Source organism: Vagococcus sp. WN89Y (assembly GCF_052220145.1).
Taxonomy (GTDB): domain Bacteria; phylum Pseudomonadota; class Gammaproteobacteria; order Enterobacterales; family Enterobacteriaceae; genus Kosakonia.
The window spans coordinates 87,172-100,828 of record NZ_JBQPOM010000011.1 but is presented as its reverse complement, the minus strand read 5'-3'; the positions used below and the strand labels follow the sequence as shown (position 1 = coordinate 100,828).

At 52.2% G+C, this 13,657-nt stretch carries 13 protein-coding genes, 1 pseudogene and 1 other annotated feature; of the genes and pseudogenes, 6 read left to right on the top strand and 8 right to left on the bottom strand.

The window, feature by feature from the left end:
• The 4 genes and pseudogenes from thrA to yjjY all read right to left on the bottom strand — a co-directional run bounded on the left by thrA (nucleotide 1) and on the right by yjjY (nucleotide 4,047).
• The gene (gene thrA, locus ACTU3N_RS02330) at nucleotides 1–2,463 is read right to left on the bottom strand and encodes a bifunctional aspartate kinase/homoserine dehydrogenase I (protein ID WP_443084516.1); all 2,463 of its coding nucleotides are present in this window, start codon (nucleotides 2,461–2,463) and stop codon (nucleotides 1–3) included.
• Between the two features lie 24 nt (nucleotides 2,464–2,487).
• Nucleotides 2,488–2,605: a sequence feature (Thr leader region), on the bottom strand.
• Nucleotides 2,544–2,612: a thr operon leader peptide gene (gene thrL, locus ACTU3N_RS02325; protein WP_443084615.1), complete on the bottom strand. Its 69-nt coding sequence runs from the start codon at nucleotides 2,610–2,612 to the stop codon at nucleotides 2,544–2,546. Its footprint overlaps the feature before it by 62 nt.
• A 208-nt stretch (nucleotides 2,613–2,820) precedes the next feature.
• Complete coding sequence (locus ACTU3N_RS02320; RefSeq protein WP_443084515.1) at nucleotides 2,821–3,507, bottom strand: tRNA/rRNA methyltransferase; 687 nt, start codon at nucleotides 3,505–3,507, stop codon at nucleotides 2,821–2,823.
• Nucleotides 3,508–3,907: 400 nt separating this feature from the next.
• Nucleotides 3,908–4,047, bottom strand: a pseudogene (gene yjjY, locus ACTU3N_RS02315) (protein YjjY).
• 94 nt (nucleotides 4,048–4,141) lie between these two features.
• On the opposite strand from yjjY, the gene arcA reads away from it, so the two are divergent.
• Complete coding sequence (arcA, locus tag ACTU3N_RS02310; RefSeq protein WP_003856501.1) at nucleotides 4,142–4,858, top strand: two-component system response regulator ArcA; 717 nt, start codon at nucleotides 4,142–4,144, stop codon at nucleotides 4,856–4,858.
• Between the two features lie 39 nt (nucleotides 4,859–4,897).
• Here the strand turns inward: arcA and creA are convergent, their stop codons facing one another.
• Nucleotides 4,898–5,371 carry a protein CreA gene (gene creA / locus ACTU3N_RS02305; protein ID WP_443084514.1) on the bottom strand — a complete coding sequence of 158 codons (474 nt, stop codon included), beginning with the start codon at nucleotides 5,369–5,371 and terminating at the stop codon, nucleotides 4,898–4,900.
• Between the two features lie 215 nt (nucleotides 5,372–5,586).
• On the opposite strand from creA, the gene robA reads away from it, so the two are divergent.
• The gene (robA, locus tag ACTU3N_RS02300; protein ID WP_443084513.1) at nucleotides 5,587–6,456 is read left to right on the top strand and encodes an MDR efflux pump AcrAB transcriptional activator RobA; all 870 of its coding nucleotides are present in this window, start codon (nucleotides 5,587–5,589) and stop codon (nucleotides 6,454–6,456) included.
• On the opposite strand, the gene gpmB is transcribed toward robA, so the two are convergent.
• Nucleotides 6,453–7,100: a 2,3-diphosphoglycerate-dependent phosphoglycerate mutase GpmB gene (gene gpmB, locus ACTU3N_RS02295; RefSeq protein WP_443084512.1), complete on the bottom strand. Its 648-nt coding sequence runs from the start codon at nucleotides 7,098–7,100 to the stop codon at nucleotides 6,453–6,455. The genes robA and gpmB overlap by 4 nt on opposite strands.
• Before the next feature lie 99 nt (nucleotides 7,101–7,199).
• On the opposite strand from gpmB, the gene yjjX reads away from it, so the two are divergent.
• Entirely contained in the window at nucleotides 7,200–7,715 is a 516-nt protein-coding gene (gene yjjX, locus ACTU3N_RS02290; RefSeq protein WP_443084511.1) for an inosine/xanthosine triphosphatase, read from the top strand.
• Here the strand turns inward: yjjX and trpR are convergent.
• Nucleotides 7,706–8,035 (bottom strand): trp operon repressor, encoded by a 330-nt coding sequence (gene trpR, locus ACTU3N_RS02285; protein WP_443084510.1) that lies wholly within the window; start codon nucleotides 8,033–8,035, stop codon nucleotides 7,706–7,708. The two genes, yjjX and trpR, sit on opposite strands and share 10 nt — an antisense overlap.
• Before the next feature lie 77 nt (nucleotides 8,036–8,112).
• A complete protein-coding gene (gene sltY, locus ACTU3N_RS02280) occupies nucleotides 8,113–10,053 on the bottom strand; it encodes a murein transglycosylase (RefSeq protein WP_443084509.1) in 1,941 nt (646 codons plus the stop codon).
• Between the two features lie 212 nt (nucleotides 10,054–10,265).
• On the opposite strand from sltY, the gene ettA reads away from it, so the two are divergent.
• The 3 genes from ettA (at nucleotide 10,266) to ACTU3N_RS02265 (ending at nucleotide 13,643) form a co-directional block, all read left to right on the top strand.
• Nucleotides 10,266–11,933: an energy-dependent translational throttle protein EttA gene (gene ettA, locus ACTU3N_RS02275; RefSeq protein ID WP_443084508.1), complete on the top strand. Its 1,668-nt coding sequence runs from the start codon at nucleotides 10,266–10,268 to the stop codon at nucleotides 11,931–11,933.
• Between the two features lie 183 nt (nucleotides 11,934–12,116).
• Complete coding sequence (gene tnpA / locus ACTU3N_RS02270) at nucleotides 12,117–12,575, top strand: IS200/IS605 family transposase (protein WP_443084507.1); 459 nt, start codon at nucleotides 12,117–12,119, stop codon at nucleotides 12,573–12,575.
• Nucleotides 12,576–13,148: 573 nt separating this feature from the next.
• Nucleotides 13,149–13,643, top strand: a complete 495-nt coding sequence (locus ACTU3N_RS02265) for a hypothetical protein (protein WP_443084506.1) — start codon at nucleotides 13,149–13,151, stop codon at nucleotides 13,641–13,643.
• Nucleotides 13,644–13,657: the final 14 nt, after the last annotated feature.

The following is a 13,657-nucleotide window of genomic DNA, read 5'->3' as shown; positions in this document are numbered from 1 at the left end:
TCAGACTCCCAGTTTCCAGGAAAGCGTACGCAGCAGGTCGGCAAACACCCCTGCCGCCGTCACATCATTGCCCGCGCCATAGCCGCGCAACACCAGCGGCAGCGGCTGGTAATAGTGGCTGTAGAACGCCAGCGCATTTTCGCCGTTTTTCACTTTATACAGCGGATCGTTACCGTCTACTTCATCAATTTTCACCCGGCAGGTGCCATCTTCGTCGATGTTGCCGACAAAACGCAGCACTTTGCCATTGTCGCGGGCTTTCGCCACCCGGTCTGCAAACTCGCTGTCCAGCGCGGGCAGGCGCGCCATAAAGCTTTCAACATCGCCAGAATCATCAAAACTTGCCGGCAGCACCGGCTCGATAACGATATCCGAAAGCTCCAGTTCGCGCCCGGTTTCGCGCGCGAGGATCAGGAGCTTACGCGCAACATCCATGCCGGAGAGATCGTCACGCGGGTCCGGCTCGGTGTAGCCCAGCTCACGCGCCGTGCGGGTCGCTTCTGACAGGCTCATGCCTTCGTCCAGCTTGCCAAAAATAAAAGAGAGCGATCCGGAAAGAATACCGGAGAAACGCTGCAACTCGTCCCCGGCACTGAGCAGGTTTTGCAGGTTCTCAATCACCGGCAGCCCCGCCCCCACGTTTGTATCATAGAGGAACTTGCGCCGTGATTTCTCTGCCGCACGACGCAACTGGTGATAGTAATCCATCGACGAAGTGTTGGCTTTTTTGTTCGGCGTCACCACGTGGAAGCCCTCACGCAGAAAATCCGCGTACTGTTCGGCCACCGCCTGGCTGGAGGTGCAATCAACAATCACTGGATTGAGCAGGTGGTACTCTTTGACCAGACGAATCAAACGCCCGAGGTTAAACGGCTCCTTTGCTTCAGCCAGTTCAGCTTGCCAGTTGTCCAGATTTAGCCCATGCACGTTGGTGAGCAGCGCTTTAGAGTTCGCTACCCCGCAAACGCGCAGATCGATATGCTTGTTTTTCAGCCACGCCTGCTGGCGTTTGAGCTGCTCCAGCAATGCACCGCCAACGCCGCCGACGCCAATAATAAACACCTCAATCACCTGGTCGGTGTTGAACAGCATCTGGTGCGTCACACGCACGCCCGTCGTCGCGTCGTCATTATTGACCACGACCGAAATCGAGCGTTCGGAGGAGCCCTGAGCAATCGCCACGATATTGATATTGGCGCGCGCCAGCGCCGCGAAGAATTTAGCGGAAATACCGCGCAGCGTACGCATGCCATCGCCAACGACAGAGATAATCGCCAGCCGCTCCGTCACCGACAGCGGCTCCAGCAGCCCCTCTTTTAACTCAAGATAGAACTCGTCGTTCAGCGCCCGCTGCGCCCGTGCGCAATCGGACTGCGGCACGCAAAAACTGATGCTGTATTCCGATGACGACTGGGTAATCAGCACCACCGAAATCCCGGCGCGGGACATCACGGCAAACACGCGCGCCGCCATACCGACCATGCCTTTCATGCCCGGCCCGGAGACGCTAAACATCGCCATATTATTCAGGTTAGAAATACCTTTAACCGGCAGGCCGTCTTCGTCAGACGTCGCGCCAATCAGCGTGCCTGGCGCCTGAGGATTACCGGTATTTTTAATCAGGCAAGGGATTTGGAACTGGGCGATGGGGGTGATAGTGCGGGGGTGAAGAACTTTTGCGCCGAAATAGGAAAGCTCCATTGCCTCCTGATAGGACATCGACTTCAGCAGGCGCGCATCGGGCACCTGACGCGGGTCACAGGTATAGACGCCGTCCACGTCCGTCCAGATTTCGCAACAATCTGCGCGCAAACACGCCGCGAGCACCGCTGCGGAATAATCAGAGCCGTTACGCCCCAGCACCACCAGCTCGCCCTTGTCGTTACCGGCGGTAAAACCCGCCATCAGCACCATATGATCATCAGGGATTCGGCTGGCCTCGATACGGCGGGTAGATTCGGCGATATCCACCGTTGATTCCAGGTAATGGCCCACGGCGAGCAGTTTTTCTACCGGATCGATAACGGTAACCTTATGACCGCGCGCTTCCAGCAGCCCGGCCATAATCGCTATGGATAATTTTTCACCCCGGCAAATCAGCGCGGCGTTGATGCTGTCCGGGCACTGGCCCAGCAGGCTGATACCATGCAGGACATGTTTAATCTGCGCGAATTCTTGTTCGACAACGCTTTTTAACTGCGCATAGGGGAAACCTGGCTGCGCTTCTGCCAGCCCTTGCAGAAGTTCTGCAAAAATACGTTCGGCATCGTTGATATTGGGCAGAGCGTCCTGACCACCAATGGTTTTTTCGATCATCGCAACCAGGTGATTGGTGATTTTCGCCGGGGCAGAGAGCACCGTGGCGACCTGCCCCTGCCTGGCATTGCTTTCCAGGATATCGGCAACACGCAGAAAACGCTCTGCATTTGCCACTGATGTACCGCCGAACTTCAAGACTCGCATGGTGTGACCCCTTGATCCTTAGTCGAAAAAAAAGCCCGCACTGTTCAGGTGCGGGCTTTTTTCTGTGTTTCCTGTACGCGTCAGCCCGCACCGTTACCTGTGGTAATGGTGGTGGTTGTAATGGTGATAATCGTGCTGATGCGTGTCATGGATGTTGTGTGCTCTGTCATTTTCTGTCTGTGCTGTATGCCTATATTGGTTAAAGTATCTGCCTGCTTAAGTCAATTTATTTTTCTTTTATGCGCTTTTCCTGGAGTTTGCCGTTACGCTAAAACTTCACTCACACGCCTGCTGTAAAGTTCAAAACTCACGCAATTCGCAGTCAATCAGACCATAAAATAAACTTATGACAGCAACTTACTCTGCCAGCTTTTTTTCAATATCGTGCAGCAAACGATGCAGCATTGCCGTATCGCGTTGTTCCAGCAGACCGAGACGCTGATCCAGCCAGTCCGCCATTTTGACGTCATCCGCCACACCAAGCTTATCCAGCAGCCCATGCGCACGCAGGCGTAACGCCTGCAAGGGGTTGTCATCCGCGCCAGCTACCTCTTTTGGATCACCTTGTATTAGCGATGCTAATTGATAACAAAACACCATGACCGCCTGGCCCAGATTGAGCGACGGGTAATCGGCCACCATCGGTACGCCGGATAAAATATCTGCCAGCGCCAGCTCCTCATTGGTCAGCCCGGAATCCTCGCGGCCAAACACCAGCGCGGCACTGCCCAGCCACGCACTTTTTTCTTCTAACAAAGGCACCAGTTCGGCAGGCGTGGCGTAATAGTGAAATTTCGCCCGGCTGCGCGCCGTTGTTGCAATGGTAAAGGGAATGTCGGCCAGCGCATCGGCAAGCGTCGGAAACGTTTTGGCGTTATCAAGTATCTCAACGGAGCCATGCGCCACACGGCGCGCGCCCTCTTGCAGGTGTGCCTCGCTATCCACAATACGCAAATCGCGAAAGCCCATGGTTTTCATTGCCCGGGCGGCAGCGCCGACATTTTCCGGTCGGGCGGGGGAAACAAGTACGACAGACAGATGCATCTTTTTTCTCTAATGTCACTGATACCGCGTAGAAAATATGCTCAGAGCAATCATATTACGCGACACGAATTTACAATTTTGCAACACTTATCACTGAAATAAGCCCTGATAACGCTTAAAAGATACTAAACTATTTATCAGCGATATTACCTGCTAAGATGTTAACAGAAGAGACTTATCCTTATGTTTCTTCATGGCATTCTAATGCAATTTTCAGCGGATGTATTGGATTCAATATCTTTATCAATTAATATCCGCAAAACGTTGGTTTATTGATAAATTGTAAGAAACGCTAGCAGTTCGCTATCAAAATTTCTCCAAACTGTTAACGTGCTACAATTGAACTTGATATATGTCAACGAAGCGTAGTTTTATTGGGTACCTTTTACGCCTTTGCCTGTTATGTTGCTGTTAAAATGGGTAGGATGACAGCCGTTTTTGACACTGTCGGGTTTAGAGGGAAAGTACCCACGGCCAAGCTAGTAATGTTGTTGACGTTGATGGAAAGTGCATCAAGAACGCAATACGTACTTTAGTCATGTATGCCGTCATGTTAATTTTCAACATGTACAAGGGCTGGTCAGGGACTTTTGTACTTCCTGTTTCGATTTAGTTGGCAATTTAGGTAGCAAACATGCAGACCCCGCACATTCTTATTGTTGAAGACGAGTTGGTAACACGCAACACGTTAAAAAGCATTTTCGAAGCAGAAGGCTACGATGTTTTCGAAGCGACCGATGGCGCTGAGATGCATCAGATTCTCTCTGAAAATGATATCAATCTGGTGATTATGGATATCAACCTGCCCGGTAAAAACGGCCTTTTGCTGGCGCGTGAATTACGCGAACAGGCGAATGTAGCGCTGATGTTTCTGACAGGTCGCGACAACGAAGTCGATAAAATTCTGGGCCTCGAAATTGGCGCGGATGACTATATCACCAAGCCGTTTAACCCACGTGAACTGACCATCCGCGCGCGTAATCTGCTGTCCCGTACCATGAATCTTGGCACGGTTAGCGAAGAACGCCGCAGCGTCGACAGTTACAAGTTCAATGGCTGGGAACTGGATATCAATAGCCGCTCGCTGATTAGCCCTAACGGTGAGCAGTATAAGCTGCCGCGCAGTGAATTTCGCGCGATGCTGCACTTCTGCGAGAATCCGGGCAAAATTCAGTCTCGTGCTGAACTGCTGAAGAAAATGACCGGTCGTGAGCTCAAGCCGCATGACCGTACCGTGGACGTGACCATTCGTCGCATTCGCAAACATTTCGAATCTACGCCGGATACGCCGGAAATCATCGCCACCATCCACGGCGAAGGTTACCGCTTCTGCGGTGATTTGCAGGAATAAGCGAACGCACACTAAAAAGCGGCGCGATGCGCCGCTTTTTTATTTGCTCCAGGGCATGATCGGCACCGCGCTCAGGGCATTTTTCGGCGATCCCTCTACCACTTTGTCGGAATAGGCCAGATACGCCAGCGTGTTACGTTTCGCATCGTAAAACCGCACAACCTGTAATTTCTTGAAGACCAGCGATGTGCGTTTTTGAAACACTACTTCTCCCTGCGCTTTGCCGTTCTTAATTTTATCGCTAAGTTCAACCGGCCCGACCTGCTGGCAGGAAATCGCCGCATCAGAAGTATCTTCAGCCAGCCCCAGCCCACCTTTGATGCCGCCCGTTTTCGCCCGGCTGATATAGCAAGTGACGTTTTTCACGTCCGGGTCATCAAATGCTTCCACGACAATTTTGTGATCGGGGCCAAACATTTTAAACACCGTATCGACCGAGCCGATTTGCTCCGCGTGCGCGCTCCCCAGCGACGTGAAAATGAGTGCGGGAATCATAAACTTTGTGTATTTCATATTGTTACCATTTTTGAATATTACGGTAAGTAACTATTCATGTTTAAGATAAGAAAACGTTTGCAGATCACTAATTTACGAAATTTGTGATGAAAATCAGTCACAATGCTGATTACTGCACAAAAAAAACACCGAATGCTAAAGCACTAAAAACCCGCTATTATCCGTCTCCTGATATCAGGCGTTAACTGCTGTTTTTAGGGAGAGGATAGTATATGGATCAGGCTGGGATCATTCGCGACTTACTTGCCTGGCTGGAAAGCCACCTGGATCAGCCCTTGTCTTTGGATAATGTGGCAGCGAAAGCGGGCTATTCCAAGTGGCATCTGCAAAGGATGTTCAAGGACGTGACTGGTCATGCTATCGGTGCTTATATCCGCGCCCGCCGTTTGTCGAAATCGGCTGTCGCACTGCGTCTCACCGCCCGCCCCATTCTGGATATCGCCCTGCAATATCGTTTTGACTCGCAGCAAACCTTCACGCGTGCTTTCAAAAAGCAGTTTGCCGTCACGCCGGCGCTTTATCGACGCTCACCGGACTGGAGTTCTTTTGGCATTCGCCCGCCGCTGCGTCTGAGTGATTTTACCATGCCGAAGCATGAGTTTGTTACGCTCCCGCCGATGCACCTGATAGGCTGCACACAGAGCTATACCTGTGCGCTGGAGGAGATCTCGGATTTTCGTAATCAAATGCGGGTTCAGTTCTGGCGGGAGTTTCTCAGCAACGCACCGGCAATACCTGCGGAAATGTACGGCCTGCACGAGCCGCGTCCGAGTCTGGAGAAAGACGATGAGCAGGAAGTGTTTTATACCACCGCCCTGCGCCCGGAAATGGCTAACGGTTATCTGAATAACGCGCAGCCGGTGCTGCTGGAAGGCGGTGATTATGTCGTCTTCTCGTATGACGGGCCGGGCCACGAGCTACAGGACTTTATCCTGACGGTTTACGGAACCTGTATGCCAATGCTCAATCTTACGCGCCGCAAAGGCCAGGATATTGAGCACTTTTACCCGCAGCAGGAGTCAGACAACCCCGAACAACCGTTTCAGTTGCGCTGCGAATATATGGTGCCGATCCGCCGTTAACGCTGCAGCTCATCCAGCGCAGGGGCGTCCAGATGCGAGACGTCGCCTGCCGTTTCCACCACCCAACCCGATGCAAGCCACGGGCTTTGCTGATAATCGATACGGGAAATGGAACAGTTACGCAAACGCAGGCGGCGCTCGGCCCAGGCCGGAAGCCCAAGAATGGTGCTGACCAGGCAACCCAGCGCCATGCCGTGGCTGACCAGCATTGGCCGGCTGCCCTCCGGCAGGGTCAGGCAGGTTGCCAGCGCCTCATGCATACGCCCGGCAAGCTCCTGCATCGATTCACCGTCAGGGATGCGTCCATCAGCGGTACCATTTACCAGCTGACGACGCCACGCCTCTTCTTCTGCGCTCAGGGAGTCGATATGGCGGCGTTCAAGTACCCCCATATCCAGCTCGCGCAGACGCGGCTCAAGGATGATGTCACAACCACATACCCCGGCGATGATTTCCGCCGTCCGGCGCGTACGCCCCAGGTCGCTGGCGATGAGATGGGTAATGCCCAGCGCTTTTGCGCGCGCGGCCACCTGCCATGCCTGCTTCTCCCCTTTTTCGGTCAACGGACTGTCTGACTGCCCTTGAATACGACGCTCGGCGTTCCACTGCGTTTCACCGTGGCGAACAAGGTATACCTGTAACATGCTTTTTTATCCATTATACTACGATGTATTTATTTTCTGAGGAAGGCCGCTGTCCGGGATAAAGAACACATCTTTTTTCGAACATGCCTGTTATTGATTATGTACCATGTTGTCTCAGCTACCACAAATCCCGCGAAAATTAAGGCTATTCTGCATGCATTTAGCGAGATTTTCGGCGAAGGATCCTGCCATATTGACGCTATATCCGTCGAGAGCGGCGTGCCGGAACAGCCCTTTGGTTGTCAAGAAACGCGGGCTGGCGCACGTAATCGAGTGGCTAATGCACGGAAAATCCGCCCTGACGCCGACTTTTGGGTCGCTATCGAAGCGGGAATCGACGACGGCAGCACATTTAGTTGGGTGGTTATCGATAGCCATCAGCAGCGCGGTGAGGCGCGTTCAGCAACGCTACCGCTGCCGGAGAGTATTTTGCAAGAGGTGCGCGCTGGTGAAGCGCTTGGCCCGGTGATCTCGCGCTACACCGGGGTTGATGAGGTGGGGCGAAAAGAGGGCGCAATTGGCGTGTTCACCGCCGGTAAGCTTACACGTACCAGCGTTTATCAGCAGGCGGTACTGCTGGCCCTCAGCCCTTTTCACAACGCGATTTACCGCTGAGTGTTAAGCAGCGACTCCTCAAGCCACATGCGTAAATCAACGGGCGCGGATTTAAGGCTATTTGAACCGCGGGTGATGGTCGCAATGCCCGCGCCGAGTTCGCTTTTCAGCTCGCGCTGGCTCATTTCGCCGCGCAATAGCTCTTCAATAATACGCACGCGTGTCCCCAGTGCTTCACGTTCATCCGGCGTGAGCATCAGGTTGAGCAACGGAATATGCAAATCCTTCTCGTAAGACTGCCGGACCAGTTCAACAAAACGCAGCCATTCCTGGTTGCGCTGTTCGGCCATTGCTGCGGAATAAGGTGATTGCTGAGTCATAATTTACCGCCGTTCTCGTGGTGTACTGATACTGCGTACTCTTTTACGAGTACGCAGCATAGCATAAACCAGCACAATCAGTAACGGCGTTGCCATTCATCGTCACTCAGTATGGTGGGTTTGTTTTCCCCCATAAAGTAACGGTAGTAGGCATCGTAGGCGAGAACGTTTTTCACATAACCGCGCGTTTCGGAGAACGGGATGCTCTCAATAAACGCGACCGCATCCAGCCGCCCGCCGCTGTTTCTCTGCCAGGTACGCACCCTGCCCGGCCCGGCGTTATAGGCCGCCGAAGAAAAGATTCGGTTATTCCCAAACTGGTTGAAAACATATTGCAGGTAGCTGGTGCCGATATTGATATTTGTTTCAGGATCAAACAGTTGCCCGGCGCTGCTGTAACCTGGAATACTGAACATCTTCACCGTATGGCTGGCGGTCGCAGGCATGATTTGCATCAGCCCGCTGGCGCCGACCGGAGAACGCGCTTTCGGGTTCCAGGCGCTCTCCTGCCGGGAGATGGCCATCGCGTAGCTTTGTGAAATCGCCTTGCCGTTGGTATAACGCGCGTACAAATCGTTGTAGGCCAGCGGGAAACGCTCCTCCAGATGATCCCAGAGCTTCCCGGCAATGGTCGCCTGCACGCTGAGATCCCACCAGCGTTGGTTGAACGCATAACGCGCCAGCTGCGCCTGCTCCGCTTTGCTGCGGCTGGTCACCAGGTTGGCCCATTCGCTGCGGGCCGTGTTATCAAGCCCCCAGTACATCAGCTCGCGCACACGCGCCATTTCCGCGCTCTGCGTCAGTGCCGGTGCGACATTCCCTTCGGCCTTGTCGATTCTGAGCTGATAATCCTCGCCAAGCCGCTGGGCCGCCGCCATCGGGTAAAAGCCGCGCTGTTGCATTAATGCATGCAAAATCTCTTTCGCTTCGTTTTCACGCCCTCGCTCCAGCAGCAGGTCAGCCTGCCAGTAGCGCCACTCATCCTTCGCTTTCGCCTCCATCGGCAAACGGGCAAGCCAGGTGTTAAGGCCGCGACGATCGCCGTTGCCGATAGCCATACGTACGCGCCGCTCCAGCAGAAAAGTCGAGCCGCTACGCATTATCGCGTCATCACGCCAGCGCGCCTGCTCGCTGGTGACATCGTTGCCCATCAGGCGCCAGGCCACGATATCGCGCAGGGTTTGCGTCTGTTCTTCATTAAGCTGCTGCGCCTGCACCAGCGACGGGATCATCAGCCGGGCGTTTTCCACATCTTTGCGCGCCACGCTCTCAAACGCTTCCGCCGCCATTTGTCGGGTAAAATCTGTCGCGCCGGTGGTTCGGGCAAAGGTCAACACGCTGTCCGGATTATTGGCAAGAGTGATGATTGCTTCAGAAATGGTTTGATATTCAGACGGCATCTGCCCGGCCAGCAGCGTGACCAGTTTGGTATTACTGGCTTTCATCGCCAGGCGAATGCGTTCAAGAAATGCCAGCGGATCCTGCTTGCCGGAAGAGCGCCAGACGCCAAACAGACGATCGCAGGCGTTTGGCTGGCTTTTCCCACTCAGCCACAGCGCTTTTGCGCCTGCCCAGGCTTCATCCGCCTGCCCGGTGTTCCATTTGGCATAGTAATAGTTACATTGCGCTTCGGTAGTGGCCGGTTTGTCCGGGCTAAACGCCAGCAGGCCGCGCCAGTCTTCGCGCCGCGCCAGCTCATTAACAAAGCGTGATTGCAGCGTACGCGCAGGCGGCAGCGTCGGGTTTTCCCGTACAAAGTTGCTTACCGTAAGCGCCGGTTGATTCATCAAATCATCAGTGATTTGTCGGTATTGCAGGTAAGGATACAGTGGATAATCTTGCAAAGTGGGCATCAGTTGCTGGACGACATCCATCTGTCTGTTATCCCAGGCGGTTTTGATTTGCGCATAGCGACTGCGTTGATCTTCCAGTGAATCTGCTTGCGCCACCTGGTTTAAGGACAACAAACACACGCAGGCCGCCGCAAAGCGCCAGGCGACATTTTTAGCTTTCTGCACTGCTCTTTCCTCTTTTATGTCTCAATTTACAGCATCATGCCGCGTAATGACTTAATGCTAACCGGGCAGGCGGCAACTCGCCACGTTCAGAACACTTTTTTACTTTTCTCGTGTGATTTAACACCGTGAATGCGGCTTGCTGGGATTAAGCGTCGAAAACGGCTACACTCCGCTGTTGAATATTTCTCTCATTAAAAAGAGGCGACGTCCCCGTGGCTCAATTCGTATATACCATGCATCGTGTCGGCAAAGTTGTTCCGCCGAAACGACATATATTGAAAAATATTTCGCTAAGTTTCTTCCCTGGCGCAAAAATCGGTGTGCTGGGTCTTAACGGTGCCGGTAAGTCTACCCTGCTGCGCATCATGGCCGGCATCGATACAGACATCGAAGGTGAAGCCCGCGCGCAGCCAGGCATCAAGATAGGTTACCTGCCGCAGGAACCCCAGCTGAATCCGGAGCAAACGGTACGCGAATCGGTTGAAGAAGCGGTTTCAGAAGTGGTTAACGCTCTGAAGCGTCTGGATGAAGTGTACGCCCTGTACGCCGATCCGGAAGCCGATTTTGACAAGCTGGCCGCAGAACAGGGCAAGCTGGAAGAAATCATTCAGGCACATGATGGTCATAACCTGAATATGCAGCTTGAACGCGCCGCCGACGCCCTGCGCCTGCCGGACTGGGATGCGAAAATCGCCAATCTCTCCGGGGGTGAACGCCGCCGCGTTGCGCTGTGCCGCCTGTTGCTGGAAAAGCCAGACATGCTGCTGCTCGACGAACCGACCAACCACCTGGATGCAGAGTCCGTGGCCTGGCTGGAACGCTTCCTGCACGACTTCGAAGGCACTGTTGTGGCCATTACCCACGACCGTTACTTCCTCGACAACGTTGCGGGCTGGATTCTGGAGCTTGACCGTGGCGAAGGCATTCCGTGGGAAGGTAACTACTCTTCCTGGCTGGAGCAGAAAGATCAGCGCCTGGCGCAGGAGGCCTCACAGGAGGCTGCTCGCCGCAAATCCATTGAGAAAGAACTGGAATGGGTGCGCCAGGGAGCGAAAGGCCGTCAGTCCAAAGGCAAAGCACGTCTGGCACGTTTTGAAGAGCTTAACAGCACTGAATACCAGAAACGTAACGAAACCAACGAGCTGTTTATTCCACCGGGACCTCGCCTGGGCGACAAAGTGGTGGAGGTGAACAACCTCAGCAAGTCCTATGGCGATCGCCAGCTGATTGAAGGTCTGTCCTTCTCTGTGCCGAAAGGGGCTATCGTTGGTATTATCGGGCCGAACGGCGCGGGTAAATCGACGCTGTTCCGTATGCTGTCCGGGCAGGAACAGCCAGATAGTGGCACCATTACCCTTGGCGAAACGGTAAAACTGGCCTCTGTTGATCAGTTCCGTGATGCGATGGATAACAACAAAACGGTGTGGGAAGAGGTGTCAGGCGGGCTGGATATTATGCGTATCGGAAATACCGAGATGCCGAGCCGCGCCTATGTTGGCCGCTTTAACTTTAAAGGCACCGATCAGGGCAAACGCGTTGGCGAGTTGTCCGGGGGTGAGCGCGGTCGCTTGCATCTGGCGAAGCTGCTACAGGTTGGCGGCAACATGCTGCTGCTCGATGAACCGACGAACGACCTGGATATCGAAACCCTGCGCGCGCTGGAAAACGCCCTGCTGGAATTCCCCGGCTGCGCCATGGTTATCTCGCATGACCGCTGGTTCCTTGACCGTATTGCGACCCATATTCTGGACTACCAGGATGAAGGAAAAGTGGAGTTCTTCGAAGGTAACTTTACGGAATACGAAGAGTACAAGAAACGTACGCTGGGCGCAGATGCGCTGGAGCCGAAACGTATGAAGTACAAGCGTATCGCTAAGTAACCTGACCAAAAGCGAGTGGGGAAACCCATTCGCTTTATTTGTCTATAGAAAACCCCCAGCTAGGCTGGGGGTTCCGGAAAGCTTTCAGCTTTAAGCCAGTTATTAAAACCCCTTTTGATTTGTTAAAACACCTTGCGGTCTGGCAACTGCAAAAGTTCAACAAGAAATCAAAAGGGGGTCCCAATGGGGGACGAAAAGAGCTTAGCGCACACCCGATGGAACTGTAAATATCACATAGTTTTTGCGCCAAAATACCGAAGACAGGCGTTCTATGGAGAGAAACGCCTGGCGACAGGCAGCATTTTAAGAAAGCTGTGTGAGTGGAAAAACGTACGGATCGTGGAAGCTGAATGCTGCGCAGATCATATCCATATGCTTGTGGAAATCCCGCCTAAAATGAGCGTATCCGGCTTTATGGGGTATCTGAAAGGGAAAAGCAGTCTGATGCTTTATGAGCAGTTTGGAGATCTGAAATTCAAATACAGGAACAGGGAGTTCTGGTGCCGGGGATATTACGTAGATACGGTAGGGAAGAACACAGCGAAGATACAGGAATACATAAAGCACCAGCTTGAAGAGGATAAAATGGGTGAGCAGTTGTCGATCCCTTATCCGGGTAGCCCGTTTACGGGCCGTAAGTAACGAAGTTTGATGCAAATGTCAGATCGTATGCGCCTGTTAGGGCGCGGCTGGTAATAGAGCCTTATAGGCGCATCTGAAAAACCTCCGGCTATGCCGGAGGATATTTATTTCCTCTCCCCTTCCGCTCTTATCATTTCTCAGTTTAAAACCCGCATTCACAGTCAAATATTCTTTATACGCGGCCTAAAAAAGCGTATTTTCTTGCATAGTATTTTTTGCGTTCATTGCCGTTGCGGAAATTATTAATTAACAAAATAAAAAAACAACGATCTATAAAATATATTATATATAGCTATTAAAGCTGCCAAAATATTGTTTTCAAGATTATTGTTTTTATTGTTTGCTTGCCGCGTTACATATTGCTTAACACCACACTGAGAAGTTAATATTCCCCCTCGAATGCGTAAAGAATGAGTATAGCTATTTGCCAGTGTCAAACGGCAGAATTTAAAAGATATTCTTACATTTAATTACATGAACCTGGCCAGCTAAGGAATATTCATCAGCCAACCTTATCGACACAGCAGTATAAATATGTTCCAGGGTTATCCTGACGAAATATGGATATATATAATGAATATCATTACGGAAGACCTTTTTCTTCAATATGGCCTGCGCTTTCTCGTTCAGCAGAAAAAAATCGCTCTTAATGACAACGAGGTTATATTTGACTTTGATCACAACTTTATTATTCTCACCAACTCGCTTACGCTGAGTGAAATAAAAAAGAGCGAACACTCTTTTGAGCGTTTTTTGTTACACCCATGTCTGAAAATAAAAAAGAATCTGTCATTAAAGGAATTAAGTAAGAAATTAAACTATAAATCGTGGAATACGCGTTATCCGGAAGAGTTTAAATCACCGCTGACGCGCAAAGAGCGCGCTATTTTTGCCTGTATACTCAATGCAGGCAGGCACTCAGATATGTTTTCTAACGGAGTCTGTGACAGTAATACTTTCAGAACACATAAATATAATATTCTGCGGAAAATGAATATTCCCTCTATCGCCATGCTGGCCCAGGTGCATAACCGCTGGGAAAGTTACCTTAAACGGCTTATGCACTGAGCTTTGCACCGCAC

Excerpts from the sequence above, each read along its gene's own strand:
- thrA (WP_443084516.1), bottom strand. The coding sequence starts at position 2,463 with ATGCGAGTCTTGAAGTTCGGCGGTACATCAGTGGCAAATGCAGAGCGT.
- ACTU3N_RS02320 (WP_443084515.1), bottom strand. The coding sequence starts at position 3,507 with ATGCATCTGTCTGTCGTACTTGTTTCCCCCGCCCGACCGGAAAATGTC.
- arcA (WP_003856501.1), top strand. The coding sequence starts at position 4,142 with ATGCAGACCCCGCACATTCTTATTGTTGAAGACGAGTTGGTAACACGC.
- creA (WP_443084514.1), bottom strand. The coding sequence starts at position 5,371 with ATGAAATACACAAAGTTTATGATTCCCGCACTCATTTTCACGTCGCTG.
- robA (WP_443084513.1), top strand. The coding sequence starts at position 5,587 with ATGGATCAGGCTGGGATCATTCGCGACTTACTTGCCTGGCTGGAAAGC.
- gpmB (WP_443084512.1), bottom strand. The coding sequence starts at position 7,100 with ATGTTACAGGTATACCTTGTTCGCCACGGTGAAACGCAGTGGAACGCC.
- yjjX (WP_443084511.1), top strand. The coding sequence starts at position 7,200 with ATGTACCATGTTGTCTCAGCTACCACAAATCCCGCGAAAATTAAGGCT.
- trpR (WP_443084510.1), bottom strand. The coding sequence starts at position 8,035 with ATGACTCAGCAATCACCTTATTCCGCAGCAATGGCCGAACAGCGCAAC.
- tnpA (WP_443084507.1), top strand. The coding sequence starts at position 12,117 with ATGGGGGACGAAAAGAGCTTAGCGCACACCCGATGGAACTGTAAATAT.
- ACTU3N_RS02265 (WP_443084506.1), top strand. The coding sequence starts at position 13,149 with ATGAATATCATTACGGAAGACCTTTTTCTTCAATATGGCCTGCGCTTT.